The organism is Streptomyces sp. S.PB5, from assembly GCF_030403745.1.
In the GTDB taxonomy this organism is placed as follows: Bacteria; Actinomycetota; Actinomycetes; order Streptomycetales; family Streptomycetaceae; genus Streptomyces.
Genome location: NZ_JAQMWP010000009.1, coordinates 71,305 through 88,758, shown reverse-complemented (window position 1 = coordinate 88,758; position 17,454 = coordinate 71,305). Strand labels below are relative to the sequence as shown.

Sequence of the window (17,454 nt, the reverse complement as noted above, 5' to 3'; positions counted from 1 at the left end):
AACCACCCGTTACTCTCGACGGCATGAAGAAGAGCGTCCTGACCCGCTACCGGGTGATGGCCTACGTCACCGCCGTCCTGCTCATCCTGCTGACGATCGGTGTGATCGGGAAGCGGCTGCTGGGTATGGACGGGTTCGACGGCTTCGTCTCGGTGGTCGGCATCGCCCACGGCTGGCTGTACGTGCTCTACCTGGTCTTCGCCTTCGACCTGGGCACCAAGGCGAAGATGCCGCTGGGCCGCCTCGCCTGGGTGCTCCTCGCCGGTACGGTCCCCACCGCCGCGTTCTTCGTCGAGCGCAAGGTGACCCGAGAGGTCACCCCCCTCATCACCGAGGACGCCGCCCCCAAGGCCGCCGCGGCCTGACCCTCACTTCGTGATGAAGTGGCACTGCGTGGCCCGCAGCTTGCCGTTCACGTAGAACCTGGCGCAGGCCTTGCCGTACTTCGGCAGCGTCTGCGCCGAGTTGCGCCGCAGCGGATCACGCCTGCACTCGGTGTGCGTCCTGCCCCGCGAGGTCTTGTACGTGCGGTTGCCGGTGTCCGCGTAGGTGAAGTCGATCCTCCAGTTGCAGAACTTGGAGAAGGTCGCCGCGAGCCCCATGCAGTCCACACCCGCCAGCCGGCTGGTGATCCGCTTGCCGGATCCGTCGATGGAGTGCGTCAGAAAGCACCCGACCGGCACCTTCACGCCGGCCCCGCGCAGGTCGTAGTCGAACGTCCCGATCGCAGTGGTCCCGGTGGCACTGGCGCTCGCCACTCCCCCGGTCCCCCAGCGCGACGGCACCGATGACCACGACGGCACTTCCGGCGGTCAGTAAGCGACGAGCGGCACGACGAAGCTTCGACAAGGCAGGTTCCCCTGTTCCCGTTGGGCCCGGACGCCGATCGTCCGGACGATGACCGCCCAACAAGATCGCAGGGGAAACGGCAGACCTCCGCCGCCGTATCGATCATGCAGCGGAGAGATCACCCACGGGCGTGACCCGTCCCGCGGGCGTTGACCGGCGTCGCAGACCGCCCGCGCCGCGCCCCTCAGACCTCGTCGAAGTCGTTCGCCGCGACCCGCAGTGGGCGCAGCATCGCGAAGATCTCGCCGCATTCCTCCGCGTCGTACACCCCGAGGCCGAAGTCCATGGCCATGAGGTCGGCGGTGGCGGCGTCGACGACCTCTCGGCCCTTGTCGGTGATGACGGCGAGGGTGCCGCGGCCGTCGTTGGGGTTGGGTTTCTTGTCGACGAGGCCCGACTTCACCAGGCGGTCGATGGTGTTGGTCACCGATGTCGGGTGGACCATCAGACGTTCGCCGATCTTGGACATGGTCAGCTCGCCGGCCTTGGAGAAGGTGAGCAGGACCAGGGCCTCGTAGCGCGCGAAGGTCAGTCCGTAGGGTTTGACCACCGCGTCGACCTCGGCCAGCAGGATCTGGTGGGCGCGCATGATCGACGTGATCGCCGCCATGGACGGCACGTTTCCCCAGCGCTGCTTCCAGAGCTCGTCGGCGCGGGCGATGGGATCGAAGGGGAGACTGAGGGGCTTCGGCACGGCACCAGACCTTACCGGCCGGTCACATCGTGGTCAGCCCCGTCTTGTCATTCGGTCCGCCGGGCCTCCACAGCCAGCAGCGCACAGCACACCGCCCCCAGCAGCCCCGCCCCCGCGACCGTCACCGTCACCCCCACGAACTCCGCCGCCACCCCCGCGAGCGCCATCCCCACCCCCTGGATCGTCATCAGCCCTGCCGTCAGCAACGTCATCGCCCGCCCCCGCAGCTCCTCCGGCACCGCCCGCACGAACCACTGGTCCAACCCCAGCGTGTACGCCGATCCCGCCCCCGAGACGAACAGGAGGAGCAGCGAGACATCCAGCCCCGGGTGCAGCGCATAACCCGCGTACGGCAGCAGCATCACGCACACCAGCGGCAGCGCGATCCGTTCCCGCGCCGACGGCCGCAGCCGGGCCCCCGCCCACAGCTCCCCCGCGATCACACCGACCGGCAGCGCGCACATCAGCAGACCCAGCCCCACCGAGCCCACCCGCAGCTCGTCCGCGTACGGCGCCGCCAGCGCCTCCGGCACCACCGCGAACATCGGCGGCACCCAGAAGAGCAGCAGGAGCACCCGCACCCGGCGGTTCGCGAGCACCTGCCGGGCCCCCTTCAGCGACTCCGTCACCAACGCACCGCCCGCCCCCGCCCGCGCGGGCCGCCGCCGCGTCCCGAAGCGCAGCAGCACCGCCGACGCCCCGAACGTGACCACCGTGATCAGCAGCGCATGGCGCGGCGACACCACGGTCAGCAGCACCCCGCCCACCCCGTACCCCGCGAGCAGCGCGCTCTGCGACACGATCCGCAGCAGCGAGCGCCCGAGCACGAACAGGTCCCCGTCGCCGAGGATGTCGGCGAGCGTCGCCATCCGCGTCCCCTGGAACACCGGCGCCACCACCGCCAGACAGCAGCGCAGGCTCAGCAGTACGGCGATCCCCGCCCCCGGCACCGTCATCGGCAGCACGCACGCCGCGCAGACCAGGTCGCACACCACCAGCACCCGCCGGGCCGGGAAGCGGTCGGCGACCCCGGCGAGAAGGGTGCCGCCGACGACGTACGGCAGGAAACCGAGCGCGAACGCCAGGGCGCTGAGCAGAGGGGAGCCGGTGAGGTCGTAGACGAGGACGGAGAGGGCGATCTCGCTGATCACCACGCCCAGGAGGGAGAGCAGGTGCGCGGCGAAGACGGCACGGAATTCGCGTACGGCCAGGACGCGGGCGTAGCCGGTGGCCGGTGGGGTGGTGGCGGTGAGCGTGTCGTCGTCCGTCATGTGCAGCAGCGTGGCCGCGGCCGTGCTCGCGGCCTAGAGTTTCGGCCGTGGCCGAATCTTCCGTCCTGGCCCTCATCCCTGTCTCTCCTCGTCTCTCCTCGGTCAGGAACCTCCATGCCCTCTCGACTCCACTTCGGTGAGGACGACTTCCTCCGGTGCCGTTTCGCGATCTCTCCGCTCTGGGAGACCCAGGAGGTCGTGCGCACCCTCAAGCGGCCCGAACGGCACGGTTACCACGCGCCCTGGCTGCGCCGGATCCGGGCCGCGGCCGCCGAGCTGGATCTGACGGCGTTGTGGATGCTGATGCCTCGCCGCGGTCACTCCCCCGACTGGTTGAGTCCGCCGCCGACAGGCCCCGCGGCCACCTTCGAGGAGGAGATCGCGGCCGTACGGGCTCATGACCCGGTGGCCGCCCGCGCGGACACCGCGAAGTCGCTCGCGTGCACGCCCGGCGCGCTGGAGTCGGCTCAGGGCCGGGCCTGGCTGCGGGACCCCGTGCGGATGGTGCGGGAGCTGTCCGACGCGATGGAGGAGGTCTGGCACACCCTCGTCGCCCCGGACTGGCCTCGGCTGCGCGCCCTGCTGGAGGCCGACGTCGCCTTCCACTCCCGACGGCTCGCCGAGGTAGGGCTCGGCGGGCTGCTGCCGGAGATCAGCGGGCGGTTCGGGTGGGACGCCGGGACGCTGACCGTCGAGTTCCGGGGCGAGCACGAGCGCCGGCTGGAAGGACAGGGGCTGGTGCTGATGCCGAGCGTGTTCATCTGGCCCGACGTGGTCAGCACCTATGACGCGCCCTGGCAGCCGACTCTCGCGTACCCGGCGCGGGGCATCGGCGGCCTGTGGACCGAGCCGGACGACCGTACGCCCGACGCGCTCGTACGGCTGCTGGGACGCGGGCGGGCCGCCGTACTGGCCGACCTCGGCGAACCGGCCACGACGACGGCCCTGGCCCACCGGCTCGGCCTCGCCCCGTCGTCCGTGTCGGCGCATCTGTCGGTCCTGCGGGCGTCGGGTCTGCTGACGTCGAGGCGATACGGCCATCAGGTCCTGTACGAGCGGACGCCGCTGGGCATCGCGCTCAGCGGGGCCGGCCGCGACGAAACCGCACCCGTCGAACCCGCACCCGACACACGCCCCTCCCCGTCCGGCTCGGACAAGTGATCCATGTGACGATGGGTAACAAACCATCACGTAACGTCACATTTGCGCAAGGGAGCAGCATGTCCCGGCTGACCCACACCCTCGCGGCCCTCACCGTCCTCGCGCTCGCCGCGGGCTGCTCGTCCGCGTCCGACGTCGACGAGGCCTCCGTCGCCGGCGCGGCGAGCAGGAAGGAGGGCCCGGACCCGGCGTCGCCGTTCTGGGTGGATCCGAACAGTCCCGCCGCCGAGCAGGTGCTGCTGTGGCAGCGGGAGGGGCGCGCCCAGGACGCGGCGCTGCTGCGGCGGATCGCGGACCAGCCGGCCGCGCTGTGGCCGGCCGGGGAGATCGACCCCGGGCCGACGGTGCGGGCGGCGACGGCCTCGGCGGCGGCCGAGGACCGTACGGCGCTGTTCGTGGCGTACAACATCCCGCACCGGGACTGCGGTCAGCACTCGGCGGGCGGGGCGGCGGACGCGGACGCCTACCGGGCGTGGATCGGGAAGTTCGCCGACGCGCTGGGCTCCGCGAAGGCACTGGTCGTGCTGGAGCCCGATGCGGTCGCGCACATCGTGGACGGCTGCACGCCCGGTGAATACCACGCCGAGCGCGAGCAGTTGCTGAGCGAGGCGATCGACCGGCTGAAGCAGCAGCCGAACACCAAGGTGTATCTGGACGCCGGCAACCCGTCCTGGATCCGGGAGTCCTGGAAGCTGGTCGAGCCGTTGCACCGGGCGGGGGTGGAGAAGGCGGACGGGTTCGCGCTGAACGTCTCCAACTTCCAGACCGACGAGGTCACCAAGGAGTACGGCCTGCATCTCTCCGAGGACCTCGGCGGCAAGCACTTCGTCATCGACAGCAGCCGCAACGGCAACGGGCCGCTGCCGGGGGTCTGGTGCAACCCGCCGGGCCGGGCGCTCGGCACCCGTCCGACGACCACCACCGGCGAGCCGGCCCTGGACGCCTATCTCTGGGTCAAGCGGCCCGGCGAGTCGGACGGCACCTGCGAGGGCGGTCCGAACGCCGGGCAGTGGTGGCCGGAGTACGCCCTGGGGCTGGCGCGCAACTCCCAGGGCTGACACTCCGGTCGGCCTCGGCCGGCCGCTACTTCACCTGGATCCACTTCGCTTCCGACGGCGTCCCGTCCGCGTCCGTCGCGAACAGCATGTACCAGCCGGGCGGCACCAGCGACGGGTCCTTCGGTACGTCGAAGGTGACGGCCCTGGCGTTCTTGGTGATGCCGAGTTCGATGGAGCGCTGCTCGACGTCGGTGGTGTGCGTCACCGCGCTGGGGCGCATCAGCCGCGCCTTGACGATCCGGTCCGCGTCGTCCGTGCGGAACGTCACCCGGTGGTTCTCGTCGAGTTCCTTCGGCCCGTCCCTCAGTACGAGGCGGTCGGCGCCGCCTCTGTGCAGGGCGGGCGGTGTGAAGATCTCCATGCGCTGCTCGAAGTGGCCGAGCTTGGTGTTCTGCTGGTCGTCGTAGAGCGGGTCGGAGCCGAAGCTGGCGACCCTTCCGTCGGGCAGCAGCAGTGCCTCGGAGTGGTAGTTGCGGCCGACCGTCGGGGCCGCGGCCTCGCGGAAGACGTTGTCCTTGGGGTCGTAGAACTGCGCCTTGAGGATGTTGCTGGCGCTGCGGCCGCGGTAGTCCTCGGAGCCGTTGGCGGTGAAGACGGTGTCGTCCGGCATGATCACGCTGTTCAGATACCGGGTGCCCTGGGGGAGGTTGGGGCCGTCCTCGAAGACCGGGTTGTCCTTCTTGAGGTCGACGACGGCCGTGCGCGGGGTCGACCTCCTGGACTCGCCGACGCCTCCGCCGCCGAGGATCATCACCTTCTGATCCTGTGCGGGAGGCAGGAGGAGGGAGGCCGAGGTCTCGGTCTCGTCGGGGTCGCGCAGGCCGGGGACCTTGGTGAAGGTGTTGGTCTTCAGGTCCCACAGGCCCGGCTCGCGGCCCATGTCGGCCGGCCCGTAACCGGCGTTGGAGGCCGGGTAGAAGAGCTTGCCGCCCTTGGTGAGGAAGAGGGCGGGGTAGGTGGGGAAGTAACGCTTGGGCCCGCGGGACCACTTCTTGGTCTTCGGGTCGTAGATCTCGTTGTCGCCCGGGTCGATCATCCCGACGTCGTCCAGGCCGGAGACGGCGAGGACACGGCCGTCGTCGAGGCCGACCAGGGTCGGGTACCAGCGGGCCTTGTCCATCGGGTCGACCGGGATGTACTTCTCGGCGAGCGGATCGAACTCGTAGGCGGCGCGGATCCCCTGGAAGTCCTGCTTGTCGAGGGTGATCTTCTCGGAGAGGCCGTAGGTGTTGTCCGCGTCCTTGCCGCTCAGGCCGACGATCTCGTACTGGGCCTGCTTCTCGGTGACGGACATCGGGCCCTTCTCGACGGCCTCGACGAAGACGCGCGACTCGGCGGCGGTCACCTTCGTCTGCCAGGGCTGCATGACGCCGCGGGCGTTGTAGGTGACCTTGAAGGACCTCTTCGCCTTGGGGACGGTCACGCCGAACTTCGTGACGTACTCGACCCCGGCCGGTGAACGGAAGCGGGTGCCCTTCTTCAGGAACATCGCCTTGTCGGGGTTCTCGTTCTTCACGCGCATGCCGCCGCCGGCGCGGTCGACCTCGCCTTCGAGGAGCTCGTAGCGGGCGGTGCCGCCGGCCACGAGGAGGCGGCCGTCGGGGAGTTGGGCGTGGCCCGAGCAGAAGAAGTCGTCGGGGGTGGGGATCTTCTTGAAGGTGTTGGCGGTGGGGTCCCAGAGGACGGTGTCGAAGGAGCCCTCGTCGAACTTCTCCTGCTCGTTGCCGGAGCCCGCGACGATGAGGACCTTGCCGGTGTGCAGGAGCGCCGCGTGGATGGCGTTGGTGCGGTACTCCTCCGGGATGTCGACCTTGGTCCAACTCCCGTACTTCGCCTTGTACCCGGGCTGGGCGATCTTGTACGCGGTGTACCGCTCGCCCGCGAAGTCGAGGGCCGCCGGGGCGTTGAGGCCGGCGAGGATCGCGATGCCGCCGATGCCGAGGACGGTCTTCTTGGTGCGCTGGGACGGCTGGTAGGGCATGGCCTAGTCGCCTCCTGTCGTGGTGCTGGAGGTGGTGGCGAGGGCGGGCTCGGTGCCGTCGACGGGGCGGGCGGTGGTGGCTCTGGCTGTGGTTGTGGCTGTGGAGCGGTGGGTCTGGCGTTCCTTGAGGCGGGTGGCGAGCCACACCGCGACCGGGGCCAGGGATATCGCCGTCGCCAGGACCGCCCAGGTGCGCATCGCGATGTGCGTGTGGTTCAGGACGACGGAGGCGGCGAGGGAGGTCACGAGGACGGTCGCCCAGAACAGGTGGATGCGGAAGGTGAGGAGGCGGTCGGGGCTGGCGCCGTCGCCCTTGGGGGTGACCACGAAGCGGCTGGGGCGGCGGACGAGGGCCTCGCCGAAGGACTTCAGGTAGATCGGCGCCGAGAGGGCCGACATCGCCATGCCCGCCAGGCCGCCCGATCCTTGCGGTTCGTGCGGGGAGACGTTGTGGCGGCGGTTCCAGAGGTAGAGGCCGATCTGGAGGGCGGCCGCGTCGCTGTAGAGCATCAGCCACACGGATGCGGCGACCTGGGTGCCGGAGGCGCCGAACCAGAGGAACAGGACGCAGCTCAGGATGCCGAGGAACCAGTTGACGGCCGTCATCGGGTAGTAGACGAGCATCATCGTGTACGAGAAGAGGCGGCCCGGGGGCATCGTGAACGGGGCCTTCCAGTACTGCTTGAAGAGGGTCTCGTAGGTGCCGCGTGACCAGCGCATCTGCTGGGTGAAGAAGTCGGTCCACGAGGCGGGGCCCTCACCCACGGCGAGGACGTCCGGGGTGTACACGCTGCGCCAGTGGCGGCGGGTGGCGGGGTTGCGGTGGCGGTGGAGTTCGAAGCCGGTTGCCATGTCCTCGGTGATCGAGTCGTAGAGGCCGCCGATCTGCTTGACGGCTGCGATGCGTACGACGTTGTTGGTGCCGACGAACATGGGGGCGCGGTAACGGTTGCCGGCGCGCTGGATGAGGGCGTGGAAAAGGAACTGCTGGGACTCCGCGGCCTTGGTGACGGGGTGGTGGTAGTTGCCGTACACCTGGGGGCCGACGACGAAGGCGACGTCCGGATCCCTGAAGTAACCCATCATCCGTTCGAGGAAGTTGGGGAGCGGGACGTGGTCGGTGTCGACGGAAGCGAAGAAGTCGTACTCGTCGCCGTGCATGGCGATCCACGCGTTGTAGTTGCCGTGCTTGGTGCAGGCCTTGTGGACGCCCTTGGGGCGGTTCCACTCGGGGACGCCGTTGCGGGTGAAGTGCCGTACGCCGAGCTCGGTGCAGAGGGCCTTGGCCTGTTCGTCGTCGCCCTCGTCGAGGAGCCACACGTCGAGAACGCTGCCGGGGCCGGTGTGGGTGATCTTCGTCGCGCCTTCGAGGGTGGCGCGGACCATCTCCAGGGGTTCCTTGCCCGGGACGTACGTCGTGAGGAAGGCGACGCGGGTGCCGGGTTCGGGGGTGACCGGGACGGGGTCGCGGGCGACGAGGGTCGCGTGGGCGACAGAGGCGACGTTGACGACCATGAACAGCTCGATGAGGCCGATGGCTATGAGCATGGTGATGTCGAGGCCGACCATCCACTCGTCACCGCCCTCGCGCTCGACCCAGTGGGTGGGCCAGACGAGGTAGACGAGCAGGGCGCCGGTGAGGATCGGCGCGAGGGTCATCAGGAGGACCGCGCGTATCCGGTGCGGCTCGCGTGCGAGGAGCGAGGCGTACTGCACCCGGTACTCGTCGGCGGACGGCTCCGTGAGCGGTCCGGCAAGTCGGCTGTGGGTGTCGTAGTCATAGCCCTCCGGCCGCACAGCGCCCTCCAGTTTTCGAACGAGCCGATACCCACACAAAAGTGGAGATTTCCGGGCGTGTCGAACTGGGAGGGTCCAGGTGGGTGTGCCGTGTGCCTCCGGCGGTGGGGCGGGGTGCCTGCGGCGGCCTGCGCGGGTGGGGTGGGGGTTCGCGTTGCGCACTACTCGCCATCGGGGGTCGGGGCCGCGCCGGGGGGTGTCCGTCCTCGGTCGGGCGGCTCGGCTTCTTTCAGGGGTGCGTGGTGTCGGACGCCCGCCGCTGCGGGCGGACACCCCCCGGCACGTCCCCTGCTCGCCGTTGCGCCGGTGCGGGTGCGATGCGATGCCCTGTTCGACGCCGGTCCGCGTCACTCAGCCCGTCCGAGGCCCCTTCAGGGCCGAAGCGGGGGTCTGGGGGCGACAGCCCCCAGGGACGGGACGGGTAGGGGCGGCGGGGGCGAGAACAAGGTCAGCGGCGGGTCGTGCGGCGCAAGTGGTGGCGTACCGCCCGCTGGGCCACCGGCCCGAGTTCCTCCAACGCCGTGACCAGGACACCCAGTTGCTCCAGCGCGTCCAGCGCCGCCGTCGCCCCCGGCATGTCCACCCCCTCGTACAGCTCGATGCCCACGAAGGACGCCGCGACCGCCTTCGCCAGCCCCGCCGGATCGGTGAACTCCTCGAAGGGGGTGCCCGCCAGGACCCGTCTGAGGACCTTCTCGATCTCCGTGATCCAGGTCTCCAGGCCCGCCGCGGTCGCCGCCGCGAGGCTCTCGTGGGTCTGGGCGCCGGCGAGGAGCTGGCCCAGGAGGGCCACGTGGCCGCCGGAGCGTTCCTCTTCGTGGATCTGCCTGCCCACCACGAGGAGTTCGGAGAGGGAGCCCACCTTGTCGAAGCGGGGACGGTAGCGGGAGACCGCCTGTTCGGCGCCGTATCGGCAGGCCGCGGCCAGGAGTTCGTCGACGGAGCCGAAGTGGTAGAAGACCAGGGCCTGGTTGACGCCCGCCGTCGAGGCGATCGTACGGGCGGATGCCTTCGCGATGCCCTGTTCCACGAGGGTGCGCAGGGCGCCTTCGATGAGCTTGGTCTTCGTCTCCAGCGACTTCGGTGTCTCGGGGCTCACGCGCGGGACTCCTCGCGGACGGGCCGCAGACCGGGACGGACACCGCGGGCACGGACGTCCGTGTACGTCGCCCTGAAGCTCCCCTCGTAGCCGAAGAGCGGGCCGAAGTGCTTGTTGACGACCTTGACCTGGATGCGGAAACGGCCGGTCGCGTCGTCGTACGACTCCCGGACCTCGGCCGTCGCACCGATCAGTTCCGGCACGCGTACGTCCACCATGCCCTCCCTGAACCGGTGTTCGCCGGAGCGGATCAGCAGGGAGCCGTCGGGCTCGGCGTGGAAGTGGAGGTCGCTGGCCAGGTGCTGATGGGTGCCGAGGTAGTCGAGGATGCGGTCGCCCTGGGGGCCGAGGACCATCTGGGCGTCGAAGCGGCGGGGGCGGCCGGGGAGGTCGAAGGTGCGCACGAAGGTCACCGTCTCACGGCCGTAGGTGTCCGTGTACGGCACGTTCTCGATGACGAAGGGGATGTTCCGCCCGGTACGGGGGACGAGGATGTTGCGTGTCGTGCCCAGGGCCAGGAACGGTTTCACGAAGGCGCCGCCGTGCCAGATGCGGTCCATCACCCCGTGGCCGGTGCAGGCCTCGCCCGTGGTCAGGCCGACCGAGAAGCGGCGCTGGAGCTGGGGATGGAGGCCGTCGAAGGCCGGGCCCATCACCGTGCGGAAGATCGACGTCATCGCGGGTTCTCCAGGGTGCGCAGGAGACGCGGGGCGCGAACCCGCGTGGGAGGCCGGCGCAGACAGCGGCGGGCCGCCGGTGTGCAGGGCAGCGGTGGTGCGAAGAGGGTCGCGAAGAACACGACGGTGAGCATGAGCGGCCAGCAGAACGCCATCAGTACGGCCAGCGGGCCGAAGGCGGGGAGTACCGATTCCGTCAGCACTCCCGCGCCGGTGGCGATCAGGAGCAGGGTGCGGGCGACCATCTCGACCAGCCAGTTCAGGCGGGCCCGTTCCGGGCTGATGCCCCACTCCAGCCAGAGGCGGAGGCGGTCGAACGACCACGCCGTGGCCCAGCCCATCAGGGGGCGGAAGAGGAAGCGGTCGGCCGTCGCGCCGAAGCGGCCCCAGCGCGGCCGGTAGTCGTAGCCCGTGAAGAAGCGGACACCGTCGCCGTCGGGGACGTAGCGCCAGTAGCCGCTGCCTTCGGCTAGGAGGGACAGGGGGTGCGGGGAGCTGAAGCGGAGGGCCGAGGTGCGGGTGCCGTCCGAGCGTTCCTTCTCGCCGGCCGAGACGCCGGTGCCGGCGATCGTGAGGCCGGGCAGGACGCGGGTGGCGTAGCGGAAGTGCTGCGCAGCGCCCTCCGCGCGCGGGAGGTGGTCGATGTCGGTGAAGCGGAGGTCCCAGCGCTGGTGCTGGGCCGGCTCCTGGGTGCGGGACCAGAGGTCGTCGAGGTCGGTGCGGATGTGTGCCTCGATGTAGAGCCCACGTTGCTGCCCCATGCGTATCCCCCTGTGAGCTGGCCTTCTCAGTATTTTTTGAGCGACTGCTCAAACATTGCTGGCAGGACCGTACACCTATTTGAGCGATCGCTCAAACATCAGGCACAAGAAAACCCCGGTCCGCGCGGGACCGGGGTTCATCGGGCTGCCCCTACTCGGCGAGGTGTCGCTCCACCGTCGCCACCTTGGAGGTCAGACCGTCCGTCACACCGGGGCGGATGTCCGCCTTGAGGACCAGGGACACCCGCGGGGCACGCTGCTCGACCGCGGCGACGGCGCGCTTGACGACGTCCATGACCTCGTCCCAGTCGCCCTCGATCGAGGTGAACATCGCGTCGGTCCGGTTGGGCAGGCCCGACTCGCGGACGACCCGTACGGCGTCGGCGACGTACTCCCCCACGTCCTCGCCGACACCCAGAGGCGTCACGGAGAAAGCGACGATCACGACGTCTTCACCGCCTGCTCCTGGCGGGCGCGGGAGGCGATGACCGCGTTCTCGGCCTCGCGCTTGAGCTTGCGCTCGGCGAAGAAGCCGCCGGTGGGCAGGACCGAGAGGACGAAGTAGAGGGCGGCGGTGCCGAACGGCCACTTGGCTCGGCTCCAGGCGTCCGCCCAGAAGATCACGTACAGGATGAAGAGAACGCCGTGGACCATGCCCATCACGGGCACCGCGTTGAAGTCCGTGGTGCGCTTCAGGACCGAGCAGACGAGCAGGAGCAGGAACGAGACCGCCTCGGGGGCGGAGACGAGGCGGAGGCGGCGGAGGGCGCTGGCGGTCTTGAGGTCCACGGGTCACCTTCGGTGGAGGGGCGTCTACGCTTTGTGAATGCGTGCACAAACGTCTGTCCATTGTGGCAAACGGCTGAGGGGGACCAGCGTGCGGGGGCAGCCACGATGAGCCGCGCGCCGCGTACGGCGCGCAGGGGACGGGGTGGGGGGTGTCCGCCCGCAGCGGCCGGCGTCCGTCACCCAGCACATGTCGACAGGCCGAGCCGCCGGACCGAGGACGGATACCCCCCACCCCGGCCCCGACCCACCCACCGGCCCCGATGCGCCCCACACGCCCCCACCGGGCCCGCAGCTGCGCCGCAGGCATCCAGGGGCGCGGGGAACTGCGCAAAACGCCCGCCCCCACCGAACCCGCACAGACCCCGAAGCCAAACCCGTACAGACCCCCGAAGCCGATCTCAGGGTCCGTCTCCACCCACGGACCCTGTCGGCGGAGCCGCCCACCGGGCTACCGTCACGACGTGGCGATGTTCCGACTTCAAGGCAGCAAGGTGCTCGCCGTCGAGATGACCGGGGACTTCGTGAAGGCGAAGAACGGCTCGATGGTCGCGTACGACGGGCAGATGGCGTTCAAGAAGCTCAGCGGGGGCGGTGAGGGGATCCGCGGGATGGTGACCCGGCGGATCACCGGTGAGCAGATGACGGTGATGGAGGTGAGAGGCCAGGGCACCTGCTGGTTCGCCGACCGCGCCTCCGAGATCAATCTCGTCGGCCTCCAGGGCGACAAGCTCTACGTGGAGTCGAGCAACCTGCTCGCGACCGACGGTTCGCTCAGGACCGGGACGACGTTCACCGGCCTGCGCGGCGCCTCGCAGGGCAACGGACTGTTCACGACCACCGTCGAGGGCCACGGCCAGGCGGCCATCACCTCGGACGGGCCGGCCGTGGTGCTCCGGGTCAGCCCGCAGTACCCGCTGAGCGTGGACCCGGGGGCGTACATCGCGCACCAGGGGAATCTGCGGCAGTCCTTCCAGTCCGGTGTGACGTTCCGCACACTCATGGGCGAGGGTGGCGGCGAGGCCTTCCAGATCCGGTTCGAGGGGGACGGCCTGGTGTACGTCCAGCCCAGCGAGCGGAACACGATCGCGGGGGATGTCTGAGATGACCTTCCGTGAGCTCAACTCGAAGATGATCGAGGCGACCGTGATGCCCGGGCAGCGGCTGTTCAGCCAGCGCGGGGCGATGCTCGCCTACAAGGGCGAGGTGTCCTTCACGCCCAACATGACCGGCGGTCAGGGCGGGATCATGTCGATGATCGGGCGCCGGGTCGCCAATGAGGCGACGCCGCTGATGACCGTGGAGGGCAGCGGCACCGTGCTGTTCGGGCACGGCGGCCACCACGTCCAGGTGATCCGCCTCTCCGGCGACACCCTGTACGTCGAGGCCGACCGGCTGCTCGCCTTCGAGGGCACCCTGACGCAGGGCACGATGTTCCTGGGCTCGCAGGGCGGCGTCATGGGCATGGTCCGGGGCCAGGTCAGCGGGCAGGGGCTGTTCACCACCACCCTCAAGGGCCAGGGCGCGGTCGCCGTGATGGCCCACGGCGGTGTCATCGAGCTGCCGATCACCCCGGGGCGGCCGGTCCATGTCGACCCGCAGGCGTACGTCGCCCACCACGGGGACGTGCGCAACAAGCTCTCCACCGCGCTCGGCTGGCGCGACATGGTGGGCCGCGGCTCCGGCGAGGCCTTCCAGCTGGAGCTCAGCGGCAATGGTGCGGTGTACGTCCAGGCGTCGGAGGAGAAGCTGTGAGCACCTACCCGGGCGCGGGCCCCACCGTGTACGACCCCATGACGCTGCCCGTCGACGACAACGTCAACAACTACACCTTCTGCGTGGAGCTCAAGGGGAGCCAGTGGTTCCTGCAGAAGGGGAAGATGATCGCCTACTACGGCTCGATCGACTTCAACGGCATCGGGCACGGACGTCTGGACCGACTTGTCCGTACGTCCTTCCATTCGCCTCTGCACGCGAGCGACTGGGTCGTGGCCGAGGGCTCGGGCAAGATGCTCCTCGCCGACCGTGCCTTCGATGTGAACTCGTACGACCTCGAGGACGGCAACCTCACCATTCGCTCGGGCAATCTGCTCGCTTTTCAGCCAAGTCTTGCCCTCAAGCAATCGATCGTGCCGGGTTTTCTGACACTGATCGGAACCGGGAAGTTCGTGGCTGCATCTAACGGGCCGGTGGTGTTCATGGAACCCCCGATCCGGGTGGACCCGCAGGCGCTCGTCGGCTGGGCCGACTGCCCGTCGCCGTGCCATCACTACGACCACGGCTACATGACCGGCCTGATGGGCGGTCTACGTGCGATGACAGGCCTCGGAGGGGCCTCCGGGGAGGAGCATCAGTTCGAGTTCGTGGGAGCTGGCACCGTGCTGCTCCAGTCCACCGAGGCGCTCATGGCGGAGCAGGCCACGGGCGCGGTCCCGCAGCAGGCCGGAGTACCCGGTTCCGGGGTACCGTCCACAGGCCCCTCACAGCAAGCGGGCACACCGCGCCTTCCCGGACAGCTGGGAGACCTCCAGCGTCGCTTCGGGCTGTGAGCGGTAGTCTGCGGAGTGTGACGTCGAACGTGTGCACGCCGTCACGCCCCAACCCTCACTAGTTCGCCTTTCAACTTCTTAGGTAGACTTCATTCATGGAGACCGAGACGGCTACGCCCTGGCTGACCGATGCGGAGCAGTGCGCCTGGCGCACCCACCTGGAGGTCAACAGGCTGTTGACGTACCAGCTAGAGAAGGACCTCCAGCCGTTCGGCCTGACAATGAACGACTACGAGATCCTGGTGAATCTCTCCGAGTCGGAGGGCGTACGGATGCGGATGAGCGATCTCGCGTCCGCCACCCTCCAGTCCAAGAGTCGCCTCTCGCACCAGATCACCCGCATGGAGAACGCGGACCTGGTGCGGCGTGAGAACTGCGAGTCGGACCGCCGCGGTCTGTACGCGGTCCTCACCGAGCACGGCATGGAAACGATGAAGAAGGTCGCGCCGCACCATGTGGCGTCCGTGCGGCGGCACTTCATCGATCTGCTCAACCCCGAGTCCCTGGCGGAACTCGACAAGTCGCTCAAGCCCATCGCCGAGCACCTGCGCGGACAGCGCGGGCGCCCGTAACCGCACCGACGGCTAGGCGAGCGGCAGGCGGAGTTCGAACAGGGCTCCGCCTGTCGGTGCGTCGCGGACCGTGAGGGTGCCGCCGTGGCGGGCGGCGACGTCCCGGGCGATGGCGAGCCCGAGCCCGGCGCCGCCGTCGTCCCTGCTCCGCGCCTCGTCGAGCCGTACGAACCGCTCGAAGATCCGCTCCCGGTCCGCCTCGGCCACCCCGTCCCCGTCGTCGGCGACCTCCACGACCGCCGACGCCCCGTCCCGCCGTACGGTCACCGCGACCGTCTCACGGGCGTGCCGCTGCGCGTTGTCCAGCAGATTGCCGACCACCCGCTCCAGCTGGCTCCGGGACCCGGCCACCTCCACGCCGTCCACGGCCGCGACGGTCACCCCCTCGCGCCCCCGTGCCTCCCGCCGCGCCACCTCCGCGAGGTCCAGCCGCTTGTCGCCGGGCCCCTCCCCCGCGTCCAGCCGGGCGAGCAGCAACAGATCGGCGGCGAGCCGCTGCAGTCGTACGGTGTCCTCGACCGCGCCCGGGACGTCCAGCAACTCCGGGTGGGCGGCGCCCACTTCGAGCTGGGTGCGCAGGGAGGCGATCGGGCTGCGCAGTTCGTGCGAGGCGTCGGCGACGAACCGGCGCTGGCGCTCGACGGAGGTCTCCAGGGCGGCCAGGGTCTCGTTGGTCGTACGGGCCAGGCGCGCGACCTCGTCATGGGTGTCCGGCTCGGGGACGCGGCGGGCGAGGTCCTCGGAGGCGGTGATCGCGGCCATCTCGCGACGGATGCCCTCCACCGGACGCAGGGCGCGGCGGGTGACCAGCCAGGTCGCGGCGGCGACGACGCCGATCAGCAGGGGGAAGCCGGTGAGCATGCCGGTCGTGGCGGTGTCCACGGCGCTCTGTTCGGCGCCGAGGGAGCCACCGGCCCAGACGGTGAGTTCGCCCCATGTCCGGGTCTCCACCGGGACGGCGGCGAAGCGGTAGTCCTCGGTGTCGCCGCCGACCGTCGCGGAGCCGTCGGTGAACGCCACGTCGCCGATCTCGCCGACGTCCTGGGACGCGGTGTCGTCGTCCGCGTCACCGTCGTCGGAGTCATCCGTGTCGGTCGTCCCGGTCGTCCCGCCGGTAGCGCCCGTGCCGGCCGACTGCGCCTTCGCCTTCACCTCGTCGGTGTCCGTGCCGCTGATCCGCTCCAGACCCTCACTGGCCGCGACCAGCGTCTTGCTCCCGTCGACGACCTGGACCGGGTTCTCGTCGTCCAGGTCCAGCTCGCCGAGGCTCTTCACGGTCAGCAGCTGGGAGGCGACGTCCCGCGCCTCACGCTCCGCCTTCGTCCCCGCCTGATCGACCAGATTGGACCGCAGCGACAGCAGTACGGCCGCCCCCGCCGCCACCAGCGCCACGGCGACGACGAGCGTGGCGCCCAGCGTCGCCCGCGCCCGCACCGACCCGAAAAGCCTTCTCATCGCGCCGTCTCCAGCCGGTAACCCGCGCCCCGGACCGTCCTGATGAGCCCGGAGCGCAGCTTGCGGCGCAGGGCGCTGATGTAGACCTCGACGATGTTGGGGTCGCCGTCATAGGCGAAGTCCCAGACGTGCTCCAGGATCTGCGCCTTGGAGACGACCTCGCCGGGGCGCAGGACGAGCTGCTCCAGGACGGCGAACTCCTTGGCCGTGAGGGTGACTTCGTCCTCGTCGAGGAAGACCTGGCGGGCCGCGGTGTCGACCTTCAGATCGCCGTGCACGAGAACCGGCGAGGCGCCGGGGCCCTGGGCGCGCCGGCGCAGCAGCGCCTTGATGCGGGCGACGAGGACGACGTACGAGAAGGGCTTGGTGAGGTAGTCGTCGGCGCCCGTGTCGAGCCCCTCGGCCTCGTCGTACTCGCCGTCCTTGGCGGTGAGCACCAGGATCGGCACGTCGTGGCCTGCGGCGCGCAGGGCGGCGCAGACCTTGTAGCCGTTGAGGCCGGGCAGCATGATGTCGAGGATCACGAGGTCGTACGTCCCCTCGGTGGCCATGTGCAGGCCTTCCCGGCCGTCATGGACCACGTCGACGGCGTATCCCTCGGCGGTCAGGCCCTTCGCCAGTGACAGGGCCAGCCGCTTCTCGTCCTCCACGATCAACAGGCGCATGCGTAAAGGTTCGCAAAGCGAAGCTGAAGATCGCTTCAGGTGCCTTCAGGTTCTCCTCAGCGTCGGTCGGCGATGTTTG

At 69.9% G+C, this 17,454-nt stretch carries 19 protein-coding genes; 7 read left to right on the top strand and 12 right to left on the bottom strand.

The features are described from left to right. The first annotated feature begins 23 nt into the window (after positions 1–23). Positions 24–365, top strand: a complete 342-nt coding sequence (locus tag PH203_RS24020; RefSeq protein ID WP_289922554.1) for a DUF3817 domain-containing protein — start codon at positions 24–26, stop codon at positions 363–365. A 3-nt stretch (positions 366–368) separates the two neighbouring features. On the opposite strand, the gene PH203_RS24015 is transcribed toward PH203_RS24020, so the two are convergent. The 3 genes from PH203_RS24015 to PH203_RS24005 all read right to left on the bottom strand — a co-directional run bounded on the left by PH203_RS24015 (position 369) and on the right by PH203_RS24005 (position 2,814). Next, a complete protein-coding gene (locus PH203_RS24015) occupies positions 369–758 on the bottom strand; it encodes a hypothetical protein (protein ID WP_289922553.1) in 390 nt (129 codons plus the stop codon). A gap of 275 nt (positions 759–1,033) precedes the next feature. Continuing rightward, positions 1,034–1,543 (bottom strand): MarR family transcriptional regulator, encoded by a 510-nt coding sequence (locus PH203_RS24010; RefSeq protein WP_289922552.1) that lies wholly within the window; start codon positions 1,541–1,543, stop codon positions 1,034–1,036. Positions 1,544–1,590: 47 nt separating this feature from the next. Beyond that, positions 1,591–2,814, bottom strand: coding sequence for an MFS transporter (locus PH203_RS24005; RefSeq protein WP_289922551.1), 1,224 nt, complete (start codon positions 2,812–2,814; stop codon positions 1,591–1,593). Positions 2,815–2,928: 114 nt separating this feature from the next. Between PH203_RS24005 and PH203_RS24000 the strand changes: the two genes are divergently transcribed. Beyond that, on the top strand, positions 2,929–3,975 hold the full coding sequence (locus PH203_RS24000; protein WP_289922550.1) for a DUF5937 family protein: 1,047 nt from the start codon (positions 2,929–2,931) through the stop codon (positions 3,973–3,975). A 59-nt stretch (positions 3,976–4,034) separates the two neighbouring features. Then, complete coding sequence (locus tag PH203_RS23995) at positions 4,035–5,033, top strand: glycoside hydrolase family 6 protein (protein ID WP_289922549.1); 999 nt, start codon at positions 4,035–4,037, stop codon at positions 5,031–5,033. A gap of 25 nt (positions 5,034–5,058) precedes the next feature. On the opposite strand, the gene PH203_RS23990 is transcribed toward PH203_RS23995, so the two are convergent. The 7 genes from PH203_RS23990 to PH203_RS23960 form a co-directional block, all read right to left on the bottom strand. Then, entirely contained in the window at positions 5,059–7,014 is a 1,956-nt protein-coding gene (locus PH203_RS23990) for a kelch motif-containing protein (protein ID WP_289922548.1), read from the bottom strand. Between the two features lie 3 nt (positions 7,015–7,017). Continuing rightward, on the bottom strand, positions 7,018–8,811 hold the full coding sequence (locus PH203_RS23985; RefSeq protein WP_289922547.1) for a cellulose synthase catalytic subunit: 1,794 nt from the start codon (positions 8,809–8,811) through the stop codon (positions 7,018–7,020). Positions 8,812–9,259: 448 nt separating this feature from the next. Further along, positions 9,260–9,910: a TetR/AcrR family transcriptional regulator gene (locus tag PH203_RS23980; protein WP_289922546.1), complete on the bottom strand. Its 651-nt coding sequence runs from the start codon at positions 9,908–9,910 to the stop codon at positions 9,260–9,262. Continuing rightward, complete coding sequence (locus tag PH203_RS23975; RefSeq protein ID WP_289922545.1) at positions 9,907–10,587, bottom strand: DUF4166 domain-containing protein; 681 nt, start codon at positions 10,585–10,587, stop codon at positions 9,907–9,909. Before PH203_RS23975 ends, PH203_RS23980 begins: the two co-directional genes overlap by 4 nt. Next, positions 10,584–11,348 (bottom strand): hypothetical protein, encoded by a 765-nt coding sequence (locus tag PH203_RS23970; protein ID WP_289922544.1) that lies wholly within the window; start codon positions 11,346–11,348, stop codon positions 10,584–10,586. The genes PH203_RS23975 and PH203_RS23970 overlap by 4 nt, the downstream gene beginning before the upstream one ends. Before the next feature lie 151 nt (positions 11,349–11,499). Then, positions 11,500–11,793, bottom strand: a complete 294-nt coding sequence (locus PH203_RS23965) for an MTH1187 family thiamine-binding protein (protein ID WP_289922543.1) — start codon at positions 11,791–11,793, stop codon at positions 11,500–11,502. After that, positions 11,790–12,137: a DUF3817 domain-containing protein gene (locus PH203_RS23960; protein WP_289922542.1), complete on the bottom strand. Its 348-nt coding sequence runs from the start codon at positions 12,135–12,137 to the stop codon at positions 11,790–11,792. Before PH203_RS23960 ends, PH203_RS23965 begins: the two co-directional genes overlap by 4 nt. 467 nt (positions 12,138–12,604) lie before the next feature. Between PH203_RS23960 and PH203_RS23955 the strand changes: the two genes are divergently transcribed. From PH203_RS23955 to PH203_RS23940, 4 genes are all read left to right on the top strand, one after another. Next, positions 12,605–13,237 (top strand): AIM24 family protein, encoded by a 633-nt coding sequence (locus PH203_RS23955; RefSeq protein ID WP_289922870.1) that lies wholly within the window; start codon positions 12,605–12,607, stop codon positions 13,235–13,237. A gap of 1 nt (position 13,238) precedes the next feature. Then, positions 13,239–13,889 (top strand): AIM24 family protein, encoded by a 651-nt coding sequence (locus tag PH203_RS23950; RefSeq protein ID WP_289922869.1) that lies wholly within the window; start codon positions 13,239–13,241, stop codon positions 13,887–13,889. After that, positions 13,886–14,683, top strand: coding sequence for an AIM24 family protein (locus PH203_RS23945; RefSeq protein WP_289922541.1), 798 nt, complete (start codon positions 13,886–13,888; stop codon positions 14,681–14,683). The genes PH203_RS23950 and PH203_RS23945 overlap by 4 nt, the downstream gene beginning before the upstream one ends. A gap of 95 nt (positions 14,684–14,778) precedes the next feature. Further along, positions 14,779–15,255, top strand: a complete 477-nt coding sequence (locus tag PH203_RS23940) for a MarR family transcriptional regulator (RefSeq protein WP_289922540.1) — start codon at positions 14,779–14,781, stop codon at positions 15,253–15,255. Positions 15,256–15,267: 12 nt separating this feature from the next. Here PH203_RS23940 and PH203_RS23935 read toward each other — a convergent pair whose 3' ends face one another. After that, positions 15,268–16,710 carry a HAMP domain-containing sensor histidine kinase gene (locus PH203_RS23935; protein WP_289922539.1) on the bottom strand — a complete coding sequence of 481 codons (1,443 nt, stop codon included), beginning with the start codon at positions 16,708–16,710 and terminating at the stop codon, positions 15,268–15,270. After that, complete coding sequence (locus PH203_RS23930; RefSeq protein ID WP_289922538.1) at positions 16,707–17,375, bottom strand: response regulator transcription factor; 669 nt, start codon at positions 17,373–17,375, stop codon at positions 16,707–16,709. Before PH203_RS23930 ends, PH203_RS23935 begins: the two co-directional genes overlap by 4 nt. Positions 17,376–17,454 lie beyond the last annotated feature (79 nt).

What these genes read in the sequence shown, in the direction of transcription:
- PH203_RS24020 (WP_289922554.1), top strand. Translation starts at nt 24, where the DNA reads ATGAAGAAGAGCGTCCTGACCCGCTACCGGGTGATGGCCTACGTCACC.
- PH203_RS24005 (WP_289922551.1), bottom strand. Translation starts at nt 2,814, where the DNA reads ATGACGGACGACGACACGCTCACCGCCACCACCCCACCGGCCACCGGC.
- PH203_RS24000 (WP_289922550.1), top strand. Translation starts at nt 2,929, where the DNA reads ATGCCCTCTCGACTCCACTTCGGTGAGGACGACTTCCTCCGGTGCCGT.
- PH203_RS23995 (WP_289922549.1), top strand. Translation starts at nt 4,035, where the DNA reads ATGTCCCGGCTGACCCACACCCTCGCGGCCCTCACCGTCCTCGCGCTC.
- PH203_RS23990 (WP_289922548.1), bottom strand. Translation starts at nt 7,014, where the DNA reads ATGCCCTACCAGCCGTCCCAGCGCACCAAGAAGACCGTCCTCGGCATC.
- PH203_RS23975 (WP_289922545.1), bottom strand. Translation starts at nt 10,587, where the DNA reads ATGACGTCGATCTTCCGCACGGTGATGGGCCCGGCCTTCGACGGCCTC.
- PH203_RS23970 (WP_289922544.1), bottom strand. Translation starts at nt 11,348, where the DNA reads ATGGGGCAGCAACGTGGGCTCTACATCGAGGCACACATCCGCACCGAC.
- PH203_RS23955 (WP_289922870.1), top strand. Translation starts at nt 12,605, where the DNA reads ATGTTCCGACTTCAAGGCAGCAAGGTGCTCGCCGTCGAGATGACCGGG.
- PH203_RS23950 (WP_289922869.1), top strand. Translation starts at nt 13,239, where the DNA reads ATGACCTTCCGTGAGCTCAACTCGAAGATGATCGAGGCGACCGTGATG.
- PH203_RS23940 (WP_289922540.1), top strand. Translation starts at nt 14,779, where the DNA reads ATGGAGACCGAGACGGCTACGCCCTGGCTGACCGATGCGGAGCAGTGC.
- PH203_RS23935 (WP_289922539.1), bottom strand. Translation starts at nt 16,710, where the DNA reads ATGAGAAGGCTTTTCGGGTCGGTGCGGGCGCGGGCGACGCTGGGCGCC.
- PH203_RS23930 (WP_289922538.1), bottom strand. Translation starts at nt 17,375, where the DNA reads ATGCGCCTGTTGATCGTGGAGGACGAGAAGCGGCTGGCCCTGTCACTG.